Consider the following 17,598-nt stretch of genomic DNA (forward strand, 5'->3'; position numbering starts at 1 on the left):
TGTCATCCGCTATCGCTATTATCTGTGGTGAATTCGGTCAACACGGATTGTTTAATCTAAACTACCGATAGCGGATAGAACCGAGCCGATGCAGTTACGCTACTGGTCAGGTAACACTGGAAATTCAGGTTACGCCAGAAACCAGAACCAGCCCCAGCACAGCCCCAAACACAATCAGCGCGTAGAACTGTACCCGTCCATTTTCCAGGTACTTCAGCCCTTCACCCGTCACCAGCGTGACAAATCCGGCTAAATTCACGATGCCATCCACAATACGAATGTCCACTTCCAAGACCTGCCGTGCCAGACGACGGCTGCCTTTGACAAATAGGACATCGTACACTTCATCGAAGTACCACTTGTTGAGGGAAAGCTTATAGAGCGGCTCGATTTGCTTGGCAATTTTTGCCGGATCGATTTTGCCCCTGAGATACATCAACGAAGCCAGCGTGATCCCAATCAGCGAAACACCGATCGAACTGCCTGCCATGGTCAGGAATTCTGACCAATCCACCTCCGAGGGAATGCCCTCGATCACTTCACTGGGGGGGTGAATAAAGGCTTCAAAGTAGTTGGCAAAGGGCGTACCCAGCAGTCCAATCAGGATAGAAGGAATCGCCAGGGCCATCAGGGGGATCGTCATCGTGATGGGGGATTCATGGGGTGAATCGCTGTGATGATGATCGCCATGCCCATCGTGCTCATCGTGCATTTCAGCATCGATCGCCAACTCCTGGGGATTCATCGCGCCCGGTCCCATTGACAGACCCATCTTTTGCAACTGGGCCACTTTGAGCTGCCGTTTAATGTCTTCATTGGTGCCCCGGAAGCTGCCTTCAAAGGTGCTGAAGTACATCCGGAACATATAGAAGGCGGTGATTCCAGCCGTTAACCAGCCGATCGCCCACAGGAACGGACTGGCTTCATAGGCCGCCCCAATAATCTCATCCTTGAGCCAGAACCCAGCAAAGGGAGGAATCCCAGAAATGGCCAGCGTCCCAATCAAAAAGGTGATGGCCGTAACCGGCATATACTTCCGCAATCCCCCCATCAGCCGCATATCCTGGGCCAGGGTTGGATCATGGCCAACAACGCCTTCCATGCCGTGGATCACCGAACCCGATCCCAAAAACAGCATCGCCTTGAAGTAAGCGTGGGTCATCAGGTGGAACATTCCCGCACTGTAGGCTCCAATGCCCATTGCCATTACCATGTACCCCAACTGCGACATGGTGGAATAGGCCAACCCTTTCTTAATATCATTCTGCGTAATGGCGATCGAGGCTCCGACAAACGCAGTCACGGCTCCTGTCCAGGCGATCGTATCCATGACCACCGGAATGTTCTCAAACACGGGATACATCCGCGCAATCAGGAACACACCCGCCGCCACCATCGTTGCTGCATGGATCAGGGCTGAGATCGGAGTTGGGCCTTCCATCGCATCCGGCAACCAGACGTGGAGGGGCACCTGAGCCGACTTGGCAACCGGCCCCATGAAGACCAGGATCGCAAACAGAGCCGCCACCGCACCGCTGAGGGCACCCGTTTCCACCAAATCTTCCAGGCGCAAACCCATGACTTCAAAATCAAAGCTGCCCGTCGCCCAGAACAGACCCAGGATTCCCAGCAGCAACCCAAAGTCGCCGACTCGGTTCGTGACAAAGGCTTTCTGGCAAGCATCCGCAGCGGGCTTGCGATCGTACCAGAAGCCAATCAGCAGGTAGGAACACATCCCGACCAGTTCCCAGAACACATACACCTGTATCAGGTTTGGACTTACCACCAGTCCCAGCATGGATGAGCTAAACAAGCTCAAGTAAGCATAAAACCGCACATAGCCTGGGTCATGGGACATATAACCATCGGTGTACACCATGACGAAGAAGGCCACAGTGGTCACGATTACCAGCATGACCGAGGTGAGGCGATCGATGGTATAGCCCATCGTCAGGTGAAAGTCGCCCGCTGCGGCCCAATCAATTAACTGGGTATAGGGCGGGTGTCCCTGAACCTGACTCCACAAAATTGCAAATGACAGCACCATTGCTGCCCCCAACAAAGACACAATGAACACGGCACTGGGTGTTCGCAGCGCGTTCATCGCTTTGTTGTATGAAACTAGTCCTAAGCCCAGGATCATTGCCCCTGCCAATGGCAGAACGGGAATTAACCAGGCATACTCATATATAGATTCCATGACTCACGCCCACTCCAAAGCATTCCAGTCGAGTTGGCAAAACCGTTTACATTGTGACACACACCTGCTTCAGACGGTCTTAAACCAAGGTAAAGTTACCCAAATTCCTTCTCAGGAAAGACAGTTGGTACTGTAATTCTTAGCTCATGCTGTTTGCTACCTTACGGTGAACCTCATGAATTTGGGAGATGAAACCAATGGTGGAACCGGGATTATCCCACTTTTATAACAGGCTGAAGATTAACCCACCCCAGCCCCTCCCAAGAGGGGATTGATGAACATTCTCCTTTTAAGGAATACAAATTTAATAACCTGAAATTCTTGTGGGGTGGGCATCTTGCCCGCCCAGTCAGCAAAGTGAAACGTTGCACAGGTTACTTAATCCATGATTCTAAGCAGGGGTTCTCCAGTGTTGCCCCTTCTGGAAGGGACTACAGGTGGGTTCCAGGTTTCCCCTCCTGGGAGAGGTTAGGGGTGGGTTCCCATATCTGATGCCCCAGATCTTTGTATACCCGGTTGCCCTGATTGGGAGAGGGATTTAGGGTGAGGGCTGCAAAACCGGGATGCTCCCAGGGGAAATTTAGGATTGTGGATTGAATAACCTGCCCACCGTTCTGCTGCTTTGACTGGGCAGGCAAGATGCCCACCCCACAAGAGTCGCGGTATTAGATTTGCATTCCTTAGCTTAGAAGGGATACCTGGCTCAATTTGCTCATGGCTAACATGACGATCGAGCAAGACAATTAATGATCAAGGCAATCAATCTCTGATTTTCCTCTGTGCTGCTATACAATCCAAGGCGTACTGTGTCTAAGGCTTCTATGGTTCAGTCAAGCTCATCCCCCCAACTTCATCGAACTCCCCTCTACCTGGCCCATCTTGAGCAGGCAGCTCGATTGGTTCCCTTCTCTGGCTGGGAGATGCCTGTCCAGTACAGCGGCATCAGCAAAGAGCATCAGGCAGTGCGCCAGCAGGTTGGCATGTTTGATATTTCCCACATGGGGAAGTTCATTTTGCGTGGAACGGGTTTGGTTGACCAACTGCAACAATTGGTGCCTTCAGATCTGAGTGCCCTGCAACCGGGAATGGCGCAATACACCGTGCTGCTCAATCCAGAGGGCGGCATCGTCGATGATTTGATTTTCTACTATCAGGGGGTGAATGCTGCGGGACTGGAGCAGATGACCACGATCGTGAATGCGGCGACGACTGAGAAGGATCGGAACTGGCTGTTGACCCATCTGAATTCTGGACAAATTCAATTTGAGGATCTATCCCTAACGCTTGTATTGATTGCCGTGCAGGGCCCAGAAGCCGTTCGATCGCTGCAAGCCTTTGTTCAGGAAGATTTATCCCAGGTGCCCCGGTTTGGGCATATCACTGGGACGATCGCAGGCAAACCCGCATTTCTGGCGCGAACGGGCTACACCGGGGAGGATGGATTTGAGGTGATGCTGGAGCCGGAGAGTGGCGTGCAATTATGGCGATCCCTGGTAGAGGCTGGAGTGACTCCCTGTGGACTGGGGGCACGGGATACGCTACGCCTGGAAGCAGCAATGGCCTTGTATGGACAGGATATTGATGAATCGACCACTCCTCTAGAGGCAGGTCTGGGCTGGCTGGTTCACCTCGATCGCAAGGGAGACTTTATCGGGCGATCGGTGTTGGAGCAGCAAAAGCAGGACGGGGTGACTCGTCGCTTAGTCGGACTGCGGATGGATGGACGGAATATCGCTCGCCATGATTATCCGATCGTGCATCAAGGTGAAGCGGTTGGTCAGGTGACGAGCGGCACTTTATCTCCGACTTTAGGCTATCCGATCGCGCTGGGTTATGTTCCTGCTTCTCTGGCAAAAGTGAATCAAGCTCTGGAAGTCGAGATTCGGGGCAAAACCTATGGGGCAACGGTGGTGAAGCGTCCTTTCTATAAATTGGGGAAATAGTAGAGTCAGGAAAAATTGCTGACAGGGCGGGCAAGATGCCCACCCCACAAGAGTTTTAAGGTAATTCTCAGTCCTCTCTCCTCTCTCCTCTCTCCTCTCTCCTCTCTCCTCAGTCCTGACAGGGCGGGCAAGATGCCCACCCCACAAAAGTTAATCCTATTCAAAGAGTCTGAGGAATCGGAAGGGAAGTTCCAGGATTGAGAACACGCCACCCAGCGGCCCCAGAATTGTCTCCAGGGTATCTCCGGCGCTTGCCAGTCCAGACCGACCGACAATAATCACGTCATTGTTGAGCAACAGGGGATTATTGGCTGTATTTAATCCTTCAGCAAAATCAATTTCTACCTCCTGCCGCGTCACAGAGCCATCTGGATTGAGGCGAATGAGGTCAACTCTGCTCCGTCGTGCCCTGGTGTTGAACCCACCCGCAGCCAGTACAGCTTGATTAAGCGTAGAGTTCGGCGGTAGGGGGAGCGCGCCAGGATTTTCCACCTCACCGACGACATTGACTTGAATGGTTTCTGGAGAAAAGCTAGCTGCTGCAACCTGAGTGGCTTCAGCCGGATCAAGCGTTTCAGCCCTGGAGATGATGATAGTGTCTCCTTCGCTGAGAATGGCATCCTGGCGTAAGTCCCCCTGGAGCAAAGCCCAGAGATCTACTTCAAAGGATCGCTCCTCCCCAGTCCGAGTCAGGCGACGAACTTCCACTCGACGAATATCAGCCAGGGGCTTAATGCCACCTGCCACTTGAATCGCCCGCGTCACCGTCGGTAAGCTCTCTGCACGGGCTACACCACCGATCGCCCCAGCATCCTGAACCTGACCCACACCCCCCGTCACCGTATAGGCTCCAGGCCGGAACACTTCACCAACCACTGCAATGTTAATCGGACGGTTTTCTTCGGGGGCAAAGCTAGAAGCTGCGATAATCGGAGCTTCCGCCAGATCGACGATCGTTTCTGGAATGATTACCGTATCCCCATCTCGCAGCCTGACATTATTCTGCAAGTTCCCCGTTTGCAACAGTTCCCACAGATTGACGCTAATTAAATCTTCCCCACCACCGGGTCGGGGTCGCCGCACCTGCACCTGGCGCAGGTCAGCACTTTGGGTAATGCCTCCCGCCTGCTCAATCAGTTGAGCTAAGGTTGGAAATTCTGCTCCATCGGGCTGAATCGCATAGGAGCCGGGACGAGTCACTTCCCCAGAGATGGCAAGCTGCATCGGGCGACGATTAATCAGGGTAACGGTGAGGACAGGTCGTCTCAGAAATTGAGCGTATCGGCTAGAAATAGTGGCGGTGGCTTGTTCCAGGGTTAATCCTGCAACCGAAACACTTCCCACCAAAGGCAAGTTAAGCGTGCCATCGATCAAAACATCGCTTTCACCGCTATACTGCGGCACCTGGAAAATCTCAATCTGAACTCGATCGCCTGCTCCCAGGGTGTAGGGCTGCTCGGACTGGGGCGGACTGGTTGGTGCAGATTGGGCGGTGGTTTGGGCTACCAGCGTTTGAATGGCAGTCGCAGGTAGGGCATTCGAGAGAAACGTCAGCAGGGTTAACCCAAGCACGGGCAGGGTGGCCCTTTGTTTCAAACCTGACAAACCTTTTGTCGGCATAGGCTCTGGCGTACCTCCAAATTTACTCTCCTCAGCAGTCGTCGAAATACCGAAGACGCGAATCTGAGTAATCTTTGCAGAACAGACTGAGCCAAATCCGAGGAAATTTCTGAAGTCCGATCGAACTTCACAAAAAATTTATTTTTTCTAATTGAAATGTCAGGGACAATTACTACCCCGGACGATAGATCAAAGCTCGCCAGGCAAATTTAGGCAGAGCCATCATCCGTCGCCACCGCCAGGGTTCCTGATACAGCCGATACACCCATTCCAGATGGTTGTCGCGTAACCAGCCAGGGGCGCGGGTTTTTTCTCCGCCCAAATATCAAAACTGCCACCCACCCCCATCCAAACGGCATTCGGGCACAGGTGGCGATGTTCAGCAATCCAAAGCTCCTGCCGGGGGACACCCAAACCAACGAGAATCAGACTCGGCTGCAAATCGGCCAGGGTTTGAGCCAGTTGAGCCTGTTCTTCAGGAGAGATGTAGCCATGTTGCGTTCCGGCGATCGCCAGTTCGGGAAGCTGTTGTTGCCAGCATTGCGCGGCCCGTTGACTGACTCCAGGCTGTCCGCCATAGAAAAAGATTGGGCAAGGTCGTTGTAACTGAGTCGATCGCCGTAACACCGTTTCAGCCAACTCGATACCTGGACATCGCTGGACTTGTTTGCCCCGTAGCCGTAAATAAAGAACGGCTCCTGCCCCATCCGGCACAATCAGATCAGCCTGACGAATAATGCTGGCTAATTCATCCTTTTGCTCTGCTTGAATGGCCATTTCAGCATTGAGGGTGACCACATGAACCCCTTGCCGGTGCTGAAGGCGATCGAGCAGCCAACCCGCATAATCATCAGATACGTGGATAGGCAGGCCCAGGATAGATGCTTCTTCGAGAGATGATTCTGGCGACAGCAACATAATTTGTCTTGTCTGGCTCTTAATGATCCGGAAATAATCCGGCTTTACCTCACACAACCCCTAATTATAAGGAAAGAGACCCGACTTTTTTCCTGATTTTTATGAGGCAGCTTCCAGGGCAAAAAATGTCTCAAAGATTCGCTCACTGACGCTATTTAGACGGCTCTGGGTTTGATCCAGGAACTCATGCAGTCCCTCCTGAATCACTTCTTCGATCGTGATAAATTCCAGCTCAGAGCGAAGCTTACCCAGCGTCCGTTCTGCTGGATTCGTCCAGCGTCCAGTGGAGGTTCCCGAAATTTCGTGCAGCGACCACTCCGCCTGAAGGAGGCAAAACAACACCGATCGCGGAAATTCTCGGTCTAAAAGCAAAAAATTGGTGACATCCTGGGGCGTAATTCGATGCTGGCATTTGCGATACATTTCATAGCCGCTGGCTGATTTCAGTAAAGCGATCCACTGAAGTTCATCCAGAGTTGTCCCGATATCCTGAATGGAAGGCAGCAGAATAAAGTACTTCACATCCAGAATTCGCGCTGTTTTATCCGCCCGTTCGATCAACCGTCCCAGTTGCCCAAAGTGCCAGGCCTCGTTGTGGGACATGGTGGCATCCATAATGCCTGCAAACAAATGGCTCGATAACTTCACGTCCGAGAAAAACTCAGATAATCCTGCTAACTGCGGAGCTGGAGTTGCATCTTTCACCTGATGGTAGAACACATTCACCTGCTCCCACATCTCCGAGGAAATGATCTCGCGCACCGATCGGGCATTCTCGCGGGCTGCCCGCAGGCAAGAAATAATCGAGTTGGGATAATCCGTATCAAAGGTGAGGAACTGAATCACATTCTCGGCGGTGGCTGCTCCGTACCGCTCTTTGAATAGAGACAGATCACCCGTAGTCAAGATTAGCGGGTTCCACTGCTGCTGTACTCCGGGGGGAGAATCAAGCAACAGGGTCAGGTTGACATCGACAAACCGGGCAATGTTTTCCGCCCGTTCCACATAGCGATTGAGCCAGTAGATGGAATCTGCAACACGACTGAGCATGGGAAGTTAGGACTGAGGACTGAGGACTGAGGACTGAGGACTGAGGACTGAGGACTGAAGTAGGGTGGGCATCGCCCACCAGTAAAAAAGAAGTAAAAAAGAAGTAGCCTTGATTTCTCGTAGGGTGGGCATCGCCCACCAGCTTTAATTCAGCGGCCTTCAACCCTGGGTTTGGAATTGGGTTTGATCCCCTTGAGTTTGGGATTGGGTTTGATTTCCCTGGGATTGCGATTGGGTTTGAGTTTGGTTGTGTCCGACGATCCAGGTGTCCTTACTGCCGCCTCCCTGGGAGGAGTTGACGACGAGGGAGCCTTTGCGGAGTGCAACGCGGGTAAGGCCACCCGGGTTAACGTAGATATTGTCGTCTTTGCCGTAGAGAATGTATGGACGCAGATCAACGTGGCATCCCGCGAAATGATCTTCAAACAGGGTGGGAACTCTGGAGAGACAAAGGGTCGGCTGGGCGATGTAATTGCGCGGATTCGCGCTGATGCGATCGGCAAATTCAGCTCGTTCTTCTGGCGTAGCATGGGGGCCTACCAACATACCGTATCCGCCGGACTCACTGGCTGCCTTAACGACGAGGCTATCCAGGTTGTCGAGAACGTGCTGGAGCTGATCGGGTTCCCAGCAAAGGTAGGTCGGTACGTTGGGAAGAATTTGATCTTCGCCCAGATAATACTGAATCATCTGGGGGACGTAGGCGTAGATCACCTTATCGTCTGCAACGCCCGTTCCCAGCGCATTGGCAATGGCAACTCGTCCGGCGCGGTAAACCTCCATGAGTCCAGGAACACCCAGCATTGAATCGGGGCGAAACGCGAGGGGATCAATAAAGTCATCATCAATCCGGCGATAGATCACATCTACCCGGCTCAATCCCTTTGTGGTTCGCATTTGCAGGTAGCCATCCGCCACCACCAGATCCCGGCCCTCCACCAGTTCCACCCCCATCTGCTGGGCCAGGAAAGAATGCTCGAAATAGGCGGAGTTATACATTCCGGGAGTCAGCACAACCACTGTAGGACTGGGCAAACCCGGAGGAGCCAGATCCAGCAAGGTTCCCAGCAGTTTACCTGCATAGTCATCCACGGGCTGGATGTCCATACGATTGAACACCATCGGGAAGGTGGACTTCATCACCCGACGATTTTCCAAGACATAGGACACGCCAGAAGGACAGCGCAGATTATCTTCCAGCACGTACCACTGACCATCTCGATCGCGGACTAAATCCGTTCCAGTAATATGACACCAAATCCCTTCAGGTGGTTTTAACCCCAGACAGGGCTTGAGAAAGCCAGAGGCAGATTGAATCAGCTCCGCCGGCAGCACACCATCTTTGATGATTTTTTGCTCACTATAAATATCATTCAGAAATAGGTTCAAGGCATAAATTCGCTGCTTCAACCCCCGCTCAATCCAATCCCACTCGCTGGCAGATAGAATGCGCGGAATGATATCAAAGGGCAAAATCCGCTCGGTTCCCTGATTGTTGCTGTAAACATTGAAGGTGACACCCAGCTTAAACAAAGCATTTTGTGCGGCTTGCTGTCGCTGGTGCAGTTCCTTTATGGACAGAGAGCTAATGCGTTCTGTCAGGAGAGCCGCTTCGGGTCGGGGTTGGCCCTGAGTTAAGAACAGCTCATCGTAAAAATCTTCGGGGTCGTATTGGTCAAATCGCACGGTCAAATCGTGTTCGTTCTAACGTTTTACTTCGTTGACTGGGCGGGCAAGACTTCGGCTTGAGCCCTTCGGCTTGAGCTCAGGTCGAACGCTCAGTCGAAACGCTGCCCACTCCACAAGAATTCCGGGTTGTTAAATTTGCATTCCTTAGTATGCCTATCCTACCGGATGCGATGCCTCACCAATAATTGTTTCTGCGCCCCTCTGGCTGTAGCTCAAGATACGAATTGACCGAATTTGACCTTGAGAAAAAATTTAGAATTCTGGCTTGTCTGAACTGAAATCTGAACTGAAATCAGGATCTCAATCGAAATTTTTGAGAGCAAACCCACAAAAGTTTAGGAGATACTAGACTTGATAAGGTCTGGATTAGTGTGAAATTCCATGTACATCATTGATGTGACGTTAAAGAATACGCCAGTAACGCTATCGGTACAGCGTAAAGAAGAGAGCGATGCTAAGTCGCTATATACCCAAGTCCTAGAAGCCATTAAGTCCGGTTCTCCTGCCGTTCTGGAACTGACCTGTGAACAAATGGTCGGTAAGACGGTGGGGGTAGTCGTCAGCGAAATCTCAGCCGTACAAATGTCTGAGAAATCGAGCACTGCCACTGCTTCGGGTCGTCCGCCTGGATTTTTTGCGGTTCCCCAAGGGTGAGGGAGTGGGGAGTAGGAATTGAGTCAAGTCCTATTTCCTCCCCCGCTGACTGGCCCTGCTGAGTGGGCAGGCAAGATGCCCACCCCCCCCAAGAATAAGATTTTGTAGGGTGGGCAGTGCCCACCGCTTTAGCATTTGAGCCTGCCGCGCTACTACGGCTCCATCCCTGACCCTCCTCCACCCTCCTCAATGTCCCAACCTGCTATTCGCGTTCATGAGCTTTGCTTTCAGTGGTCAAACGAGGCCCCCGTTTTGCGATCGTGTTCTCTGGAAGTTCCTAAGGGGGAATTCTGGATGCTGCTGGGCAGTAATGGCAGTGGTAAATCAACGCTGTTGCGAACCTTGACGGGTTTATTACAACCCCAATCAGGACAGGTTGAGATCGCGCCGCCGATCGGATTTGTGTTTCAGAATCCCGATCATCAACTGGTCATGCCCACCGTAGGAGCGGATGTGGCGTTTGGACTGGTGGAAGAAAAACTATCCTATCCGCAGGTGCGGGAGCGGGTGGAAGATGCCCTGGCTGCCGTGAATTTGCTGCACTTACAGCGACGACCGATCTATGCCCTGAGCGGTGGGCAAAAACAGAGAATTGCCATTGCAGGGGCGATCGCGCGGCACTGCGAAGTTTTGCTATTAGATGAACCGACGGCTTTGCTTGATCCCGATAGCCAAATGGATCTGGTACAGCAGGTGCAGCAACTTCTGAAACGACGAGGGATAACAGCCCTCTGGGTAACGCATCGACTGGAAGAGTTGGACTATTGCGATGGAGCTTTCTTGCTGGAGCAGGGACGGGTCGTGGAACAGGGCGATCCGATCCATCTCAAGCAGCGGCTGATGCAGCAATTAGAGCAGGAAGTTGACCAGGAAGATTGCTAGATTTTAAGCATAGTTTACAAAATGCAATCATTCACGGCATCATATAAGAAGAATCAATAGATTTGTTGAGATGTCGATTTGAATCTGTGAACTAGAGTTTGTGAACTAGATGTGAACTATGTCCTCTTCTCCCCCCCAAGCCCTGCTGCTGGTTGATGGCTACAACGTCATTGGAGCCTGGCATCACCTTTTGCAGGTGCGCGATCGACATGGCTTAGAAGAGGCGCGACGAGAGCTAGTCACCGCTCTAATCGACTACAGTGCCTACCAGAATTTTAACACCCACCTTGTTTTCGACTCCCAATACCAGAACGCTCCGGGCAGTCGGGAGATCATTACCGGCAATCTCATGGTCTGCTATACAGACTATCGCCAGACCGCAGATACCTACATTGAAAAAGCTTGTGCCCAGTATCGCAAAGATGTACGTAAATTTGTGCAACGGCTGATTGTCGCTACCTCCGATCGAGCGCAGCAGCTTACGGTGGTGGGATACGGTGCAGAGTGGATGTCTGCCCAGAAGCTCCGGTCTGAGGTGGAGTTAGCCGTGATCAGAGTGCGGCGAAAACAGCAAACCCAGCGCAAACGGCAATCCTCTCAGCGGTTCCTGGCCAACAGCCTTGATCCCGTCGCACGTCAGCAACTCGCCAGGCTACGGATGGGCGAACAGGGCAAAAAGGACAAGTGATAGCCAATTAGCCAATCAGCCAACCAACTCCAAACGGTTGCTAATCAGGGGTTTGAGCATTAAGCAGTGGAAATAAGCAAACAATCATCCCAAAAAAATTTGCATAAGTACTTGCCAAAGTGCATCTCCTATCGCTACTATTGTTAATCGTGATCCTCAGTAGCTCAGTGGTAGAGCGGTCGGCTGTTAACCGATTGGTCGCTGGTTCGAATCCAGCCTGGGGAGTTTAAAAAATTTAAATAAGAAAGTCAAAGGCGATGCGGGATGCAGTAGGTGAGATGACGTAGACTGCAATATATGGCAGATTCTTCTCATTCCGTTCCTGAACCTTTGTCCTCCGCCGGTTCTCCTGATCACCTCCGTTCGCTCTGGGCACTTGATCCAACCGTCGCGTATTTGAATCATGGATCATTTGGAGCCTGTCCAATCGCCGTGCTGGAGCAACAGCAGTTATTTCGATCGCAGTTGGAGGCAGAACCCGTTCGCTTCTTTGAAACCCAGTTAGAACCCTTACTGGATGACTCCCGCTCGGTTCTGGCGCAGTTGATTGGAGCCGATACAGCCAATCTCGCGTTTGTGCCCAATGCCACGACGGGTGTGAATACGGTACTGCGATCGCTCACGTTTCAGCCGGGGGATGAACTGCTCACCACCAACCATGAATACAATGCGTCCCGTAATGCCCTGGATTTTGTGGCCCAGCGCAGTGGAGCGACCGTAGTGGTGGCTCAGGTTCCATTTCCGATCGCCTCCTCGGAACAGGCAATCACAGCCATCTTGGACAGGGTTTCTCCCCGGACTCAGTTAGTTCTAGTTGATCATGTCACCAGCCAAACGGCATTGGTTTTCCCCCTGAAATCTCTGGTGAAAGAACTAGCCGATCGGGGCATTGACGTTTTGGTGGATGGAGCCCATGCGCCAGGGATGATTCCGCTCCAGTTGAAGGAATTGGGGGCGGCATACTACACTGGGAACTGCCACAAATGGCTGTGTGCTCCTAAAGGTGCAGCCTTTCTGTACGTTCGGGAAGATAAACAGCCGCAATTGCGTCCTCTGGTCATTAGTCATGGAGCAAATTCGCCACGGCGCGATCGTTCCCTGTTTCACTTAGAGTTTGACTGGACTGGAACCTTTGATCCTACGGCTTACCTGTGTGTGGCAACAGCGATTCGGTTGATGGGTTCCCTTTTTCCTGATGGCTGGACAGGCCTGATGGATCATAATCGAGCGGTGATCCTGTCTGCGCGTCAGCGGTTGAGTCAAGCCCTTGGCATTTCTCTCCCCTGTCCTGCAGAAATGATTGGGTCGATGGCAACTTTGCCCCTTCCCAGAGGATCCGCTAAATCCTTACAAGATCAATTATTTCGGCAGTTTCAGATCGAGGTTCCCATTTTCCCCTGGAGCAAAGAACCCGATCGAGCCATCCGGGTGTCTGCTCAGGTCTACAACACCGCAACAGAGTATGATCAATTGGCTGAAGCCCTTCGAGATCTACTCTCCATAGAAGCAAAGGATATATAGGTTCTGCCTTAAAACCTTCTGTCGCGGGTTTGGACAAGTCTTAAGTATATGCAGGTCTAATGGCAACTTTGTGAGGCGATCGAACCGTGAGGGCATCTTTGGCTCCATCTCAGCAGTCTATTGCTCGACTTCATTTATTGCTTTTGTGCGTTTGGATTGTGATTGGGCTGGGACTCCGATTGGCAAATCTGACGGACAAACCCCTATGGACCGATGAGTTTTCTACGATCGTCTTCAGCCTGGGAAATAGCTTTACGACTGTGCCGCTGGGTGAAGCACTGACTTCTGAACAATTGCTGCAACCCCTCCAGGCAAGTTCGAGTGCGGGTGCGCGATCGGTGGTACGTCATCTGCTAACGGAGAGCAATCATCCACCGCTTTATTTTCTGTTGATGCACGGGTGGTTAAAGCTGTTTGTGAATCAGGGTGGAGAACGGTTGGTCTGGGGGGCACGCCTGTTTTCAGTGCTGTGGGGAACGGTTTCCATTCCGGCAATCTACGGCTTGGGAGTCTTTGCCTTTCGCTCTCGATTGGTCGGGCAAATTTCAGCAGCTTTGATGGCGGTTTCCCCCTTTGGGATTTACCTGGCTCAGGAAGCCCGGCACTATACTTTGCCAATACTCTGGATTATTGCTTCGCTTGCCTGTTTGATCGCTGCGGCTCGTGCAATCCGCGATCGACTGTTGTTACCCAATTGGCTCTGTTTGACCTGGGTTATCGTTAACGTTTTGGGCATTGCTACCCATTATTTGATGATTTTAGCCCTGGTGGCAGAGGCGATCGTTTTAGTCATCATGGGGCTGGTTCAGAGCTGGAAAGAGCAGGGCCACTGGTATCCGTTGGGTCATTGGCGACAGATTATCGGCATAGTTCTGGGAACGATCATGGGAGGAGCCGTCTGGTTGCCCTATCTGGATACAGACAGTCAGCTCACAGCCTGGATTGTGCAGAGCCAACGCAGTGGGTGGGATTGGTTCAGCCCGATTGGGCAGGTTCTGGCAGGCTGGATCACAATGCTCTATCTCTTACCCATTCAGCCACCCGAAAACTTCCCAGATCAGTCTGGACTGCGCTGGTTGGTGTTGGGGTCGGGTGTTGCTCTAATTGGGCTGACGCTGTGGACGATTCCCAAGGTTTATCGGGGGCTGGTTTTACAGCTCAAGCACCGCGACTCGCGTTTAGCAGTCTTTGTCCTGGGTTGTTATGTGATCAGTTCGATCGCTCTGTTTCTGGGCATCACGTATCTACTGGCGCGTGATCTCACCAGTGCATTTCGCTATAACTTTATTTATTTTCCGGCGGTCATCCTCCTGACGGGTGCGGGTTTGTCCTCTATTTGGATGGGAGCAATGGCCGACCGACCTAAGGCTCCTGCATCCTGGTTCAGTTTTTTCTATCGGAGCAGTGCCCGGACGGTGATCTTGATTGGGCTAATGGGCTTCCTGGGGGCGTTAACAGTGGTCAGCAATTGGGGATACCAGAAAACTCACCGCCCTGATGTAGTGGCCCAAGAGATTCGCACCCGATCGGCTGGACAAGAAGTCCTGGTGGCCATTGCCCACCAAACCCACGGACAGACAGGAAGACTCATGGGCATTGCCTGGGACTTGCAGCACCCTATCCGCAGCACCGATCAACCGCCCCCCCAGAATGTCCAGTTTTTGCTAGCTCCCCTCACCCGCGATGCACGATCGATCGTCCGGGTACTGCGCAGTACACTGAATCAAGCGTCCCGACCGTTGGATTTGTGGATTATTAACTTTCGAGATACCCCTGAACAGGCAATTGATGTTTTACTCGATCGACAAAACTGCGAAGCTGTAACCAAACGACGGCTCACCGATGGCTATCGCTATCGACTTTATCGTTGCGATGAAGAATAAAAATAATGAATCATGGCTAGGAGATAGGGAAATACGAAATCATTCTTCATCAAAGAATCCCCGACTTTCGCCTAATCCTCCGGATCGACTCTTGCTTTTGGCCCAGCAACGTTCTAAAAACCGAATCGACTCTGGATCGAGCTTGGGTTCAATATGGCGCGTCTCCTTACCCCAGCAGCCTTCCAGGAAACCAGACACATCAGCATCTTTAATTTCCATATTCTGACTCTTAGCCCAATTTTTTTCTAACTGCTCAATATTATGAAGCATCCAAAACCGGGAAGGGTTAAGGGACTTAAACTTTGGACTAAAGATGGGTTGGTTTAAATAGGCCCAAAGCGGAAATCTGAATTTGGGTTGCTCGTTATTTTCGTTCATAGGACTTAGGTCAAAACAATAAACAATACAGCCTGGCAATCTACGATTCAGGGAAAATTACTCTTCACGATCGCTTTCCTGGGGAAATAGATCTACTTTGCAGCACAAAATCTATGCCCCTTCACTGACTGATCAGTGAATGCCTCTATATTCAGAAAAACACTCGCTCCATCAAAACGGCATCTACCTTAGCGGTTAGGTTTGGCAGCCTGCTTGGGTGGTTTAGGTAAAGAGTTGTAACCGCTCAACCAGTTGATGGGCTGATACTACGCCTTCGATGCGATCGACAGGTCGGCCACCCCGAAACAGCATTAAGGTTGGCAAGGCATAGATTTCGTACCGAGAAGCCAAATCAGGATAGTTCTCAGTATTAATCTTGACGATTTGGACTCGTTGCCCCAGCTTTGACTTCACATCATCCAGAATGTTTGACATGATTTGGCATGGGCCGCACCAGGGAGCGTAAAAATCAACCAGTATGGGCTTCGTAGAATCAGCGACTAGCTCTTGAAAACTGCCAAACTGCTTTTTGGTTGCCATAGGATGTCAATTCGTAGAATTCGTTTACGGGCATTCCTATTGCAGCCACGACCCATCGGCTGATTCGTACACTACCCGTGCTTTGATCCTAATGAAATTTTTCCCGGACAGGAGAGGGTCACTCAAATGTCTTAATATTGGTGTTTCAAATGGCTTAACATTAGAGATTGTGCAGTTTAGTCAGGTATCGTTCATGGCAGCTTCAGGAACATCACAGCGGTTGCAGGATCAGGTTGCAGTGGTTACAGGGGCATCACGGGGAATTGGTCGCTCTGTGGCGTTGGCCTTGGCAGCCGAGGGTGCAAAAGTGGTGGTGAATTATGCCAGTTCCAGTGAAGCAGCAGAGGCCGTCGCCGCAGAAATTGCTCAGATGGGGAGCGAGGCGATCGTCCTGCAAGCAAATGTGGCCGATGCCGCTCAGGTAGACGAACTATTTAATGCCGTCATGGACAAGTGGGGGCGGGTGGATGTGCTGGTGAACAATGCTGGGATTGCCCGTGATACCCTGCTGCTGCGAATGAAGCTCGACGATTGGCAGGCGGTGATCGATCTGAACCTGACGGGCGTATTTCTCTGCACCAAAGTCGCCAGTAAAATTATGCTGAAGCAGCGATCGGGTCGCATCATTAACCTCACCTCTGTCGTGGGGGAAATGGGCAATCCAGGACAGGCAAATTACAGTGCGTCCAAGGCAGGGGTGATTGGGTTTACGAAGACGGTGGCGAAGGAAGTGGCCAGTCGGGGAATTACGGTCAATGCAGTGGCTCCTGGATTCATTCAAACGGACATGACCTCTGATTTAAAAGCAGGGGAAGAAATCCTGAAGCTAATTCCCTTAAGCCGCTATGGGCAACCGGAAGAAGTGGCGGGTCTGGTGCGTTTTTTAGCCGCTGATCCGGCCGCTGCCTACATCACGGGGCAAGTCATTAACATTGATGGCGGAATGGTAATGGCGTAAAGGGGTAGCGTTATTTAGAGTTCCATGTAAAGAATGGTGGCGGATCGCTTGCATTGTTGAGCGAAAATTTTATGATCGAATTGTAAGGGAATCAAGATAATCCATTTGCAACCTTGTCTGGCTTGCCAGGTTATCTAGTTCATCTCACGAGTTCATTCAATCCATTCCAGGCATTCAGCTATTCGTTCTATCCCCATTATTATGCTGCTTTCTTAAACTCAGCTAATCCTACGGGTAGCAGGTAGGTGAGTGCATCCTGCAAGTTGACTCGCTAGTAGAATTGTGAGGTTAGCACTTATGAATATTGTTCAGGCCATTAGAGACACGGTTCAATACGTGGTTGAAGCTGCCACTCGCTTGTTTAGTCCGAGTGAAGATGAATGTCCAGATATTGGGGTTCAACCCTACGATGGTGATACTAATCCTGAATAAATAGGATTCACTCCTGTAGAGATTGAGTCAGAGCGAAGCACTTCGGAAAGTGGTTGCTTAAATAGTCGTTAGCGATGATTTGAGAGTTCCGCTACCGGGTGTTCCATTCTTCCTGTAAACGTACTAGTTAACGTACTAGTAAATAGTAAAAGTAAGTAAGGCTGTAGAGAAGTAAGGCTGAGAAAAGTTAAGAGCAGGAAGAGGTTGAGAATTTGGTTGGTTCCAACCTTTTCCTGTTCTTT

Annotated in this window: 15 protein-coding genes, 1 tRNA gene and 1 pseudogene; 9 read left to right on the forward strand and 8 right to left on the reverse strand. The window is 51.4% G+C overall.

What is annotated here, in order from left to right:
- Positions 1 to 124: 124 nt before the first annotated feature.
- Complete coding sequence (locus tag ACM1PF_RS06000) at positions 125 to 2,200, reverse strand: NAD(P)H-quinone oxidoreductase subunit 5 (protein ID WP_416673124.1); 2,076 nt, start codon at positions 2,198 to 2,200, stop codon at positions 125 to 127.
- 431 nt (positions 2,201 to 2,631) lie between these two features.
- Positions 2,632 to 2,838: a hypothetical protein gene (locus ACM1PF_RS06005; RefSeq protein WP_416673126.1), complete on the reverse strand. Its 207-nt coding sequence runs from the start codon at positions 2,836 to 2,838 to the stop codon at positions 2,632 to 2,634.
- 183 nt (positions 2,839 to 3,021) lie between these two features.
- Between ACM1PF_RS06005 and gcvT the strand changes: the two genes are divergently transcribed.
- Positions 3,022 to 4,143 carry a glycine cleavage system aminomethyltransferase GcvT gene (gene gcvT, locus ACM1PF_RS06010; protein ID WP_416676578.1) on the forward strand — a complete coding sequence of 374 codons (1,122 nt, stop codon included), beginning with the start codon at positions 3,022 to 3,024 and terminating at the stop codon, positions 4,141 to 4,143.
- A 156-nt stretch (positions 4,144 to 4,299) separates the two neighbouring features.
- Here gcvT and ACM1PF_RS06015 read toward each other — a convergent pair whose 3' ends face one another.
- The 4 genes and pseudogenes from ACM1PF_RS06015 to ACM1PF_RS06030 form a co-directional block, all read right to left on the reverse strand.
- Positions 4,300 to 5,763 carry a polysaccharide biosynthesis/export family protein gene (locus ACM1PF_RS06015; RefSeq protein ID WP_416673128.1) on the reverse strand — a complete coding sequence of 488 codons (1,464 nt, stop codon included), beginning with the start codon at positions 5,761 to 5,763 and terminating at the stop codon, positions 4,300 to 4,302.
- A gap of 172 nt (positions 5,764 to 5,935) precedes the next feature.
- Positions 5,936 to 6,681 (reverse strand): annotated as a pseudogene (locus ACM1PF_RS06020) (WecB/TagA/CpsF family glycosyltransferase).
- Between the two features lie 99 nt (positions 6,682 to 6,780).
- On the reverse strand, positions 6,781 to 7,731 hold the full coding sequence (locus ACM1PF_RS06025) for an alpha-E domain-containing protein (RefSeq protein ID WP_416673131.1): 951 nt from the start codon (positions 7,729 to 7,731) through the stop codon (positions 6,781 to 6,783).
- A 159-nt stretch (positions 7,732 to 7,890) separates the two neighbouring features.
- On the reverse strand, positions 7,891 to 9,417 hold the full coding sequence (locus ACM1PF_RS06030) for a circularly permuted type 2 ATP-grasp protein (RefSeq protein WP_416673133.1): 1,527 nt from the start codon (positions 9,415 to 9,417) through the stop codon (positions 7,891 to 7,893).
- Positions 9,418 to 9,801: 384 nt separating this feature from the next.
- Here ACM1PF_RS06030 and ACM1PF_RS06035 point away from each other — a divergent pair, with 384 nt between their 5' ends.
- The 6 genes from ACM1PF_RS06035 (at position 9,802) to ACM1PF_RS06060 (ending at position 15,048) form a co-directional block, all read left to right on the forward strand.
- A complete protein-coding gene (locus tag ACM1PF_RS06035) occupies positions 9,802 to 10,074 on the forward strand; it encodes a hypothetical protein (protein ID WP_416673135.1) in 273 nt (90 codons plus the stop codon).
- Between the two features lie 189 nt (positions 10,075 to 10,263).
- Complete coding sequence (locus ACM1PF_RS06040; RefSeq protein WP_416676579.1) at positions 10,264 to 10,956, forward strand: energy-coupling factor ABC transporter ATP-binding protein; 693 nt, start codon at positions 10,264 to 10,266, stop codon at positions 10,954 to 10,956.
- Between the two features lie 118 nt (positions 10,957 to 11,074).
- On the forward strand, positions 11,075 to 11,644 hold the full coding sequence (locus ACM1PF_RS06045; protein WP_416673138.1) for an NYN domain-containing protein: 570 nt from the start codon (positions 11,075 to 11,077) through the stop codon (positions 11,642 to 11,644).
- Positions 11,645 to 11,797: 153 nt separating this feature from the next.
- A tRNA-Asn gene (locus ACM1PF_RS06050) sits at positions 11,798 to 11,869 on the forward strand.
- Positions 11,870 to 11,941: 72 nt separating this feature from the next.
- Entirely contained in the window at positions 11,942 to 13,165 is a 1,224-nt protein-coding gene (locus ACM1PF_RS06055) for an aminotransferase class V-fold PLP-dependent enzyme (RefSeq protein ID WP_416673140.1), read from the forward strand.
- A gap of 98 nt (positions 13,166 to 13,263) precedes the next feature.
- Positions 13,264 to 15,048 (forward strand): glycosyltransferase family 39 protein, encoded by a 1,785-nt coding sequence (locus ACM1PF_RS06060; protein ID WP_416673143.1) that lies wholly within the window; start codon positions 13,264 to 13,266, stop codon positions 15,046 to 15,048.
- 39 nt (positions 15,049 to 15,087) lie between these two features.
- Here the strand turns inward: ACM1PF_RS06060 and ACM1PF_RS06065 are convergent, their stop codons facing one another.
- Together ACM1PF_RS06065 and trxA are read right to left on the reverse strand one after the other, a co-directional pair.
- Positions 15,088 to 15,426: a hypothetical protein gene (locus ACM1PF_RS06065; protein WP_416673146.1), complete on the reverse strand. Its 339-nt coding sequence runs from the start codon at positions 15,424 to 15,426 to the stop codon at positions 15,088 to 15,090.
- Between the two features lie 222 nt (positions 15,427 to 15,648).
- On the reverse strand, positions 15,649 to 15,966 hold the full coding sequence (trxA, locus tag ACM1PF_RS06070; protein ID WP_416673148.1) for a thioredoxin: 318 nt from the start codon (positions 15,964 to 15,966) through the stop codon (positions 15,649 to 15,651).
- Positions 15,967 to 16,159: 193 nt separating this feature from the next.
- On the opposite strand from trxA, the gene fabG reads away from it, so the two are divergent.
- Together fabG and ACM1PF_RS06080 are read left to right on the forward strand one after the other, a co-directional pair.
- Positions 16,160 to 16,924 (forward strand): 3-oxoacyl-[acyl-carrier-protein] reductase, encoded by a 765-nt coding sequence (gene fabG / locus ACM1PF_RS06075; RefSeq protein ID WP_416673152.1) that lies wholly within the window; start codon positions 16,160 to 16,162, stop codon positions 16,922 to 16,924.
- A gap of 297 nt (positions 16,925 to 17,221) precedes the next feature.
- A complete protein-coding gene (locus ACM1PF_RS06080) occupies positions 17,222 to 17,356 on the forward strand; it encodes a hypothetical protein (RefSeq protein ID WP_416673155.1) in 135 nt (44 codons plus the stop codon).
- The last annotated feature ends 242 nt before the right edge of the window (positions 17,357 to 17,598 follow it).

The organism is Egbenema bharatensis FJBBOT/2019 (assembly GCF_048077055.1).
Classification (GTDB): Bacteria; Cyanobacteriota; Cyanobacteriia; order Elainellales; family Elainellaceae; genus Egbenema; species Egbenema bharatensis.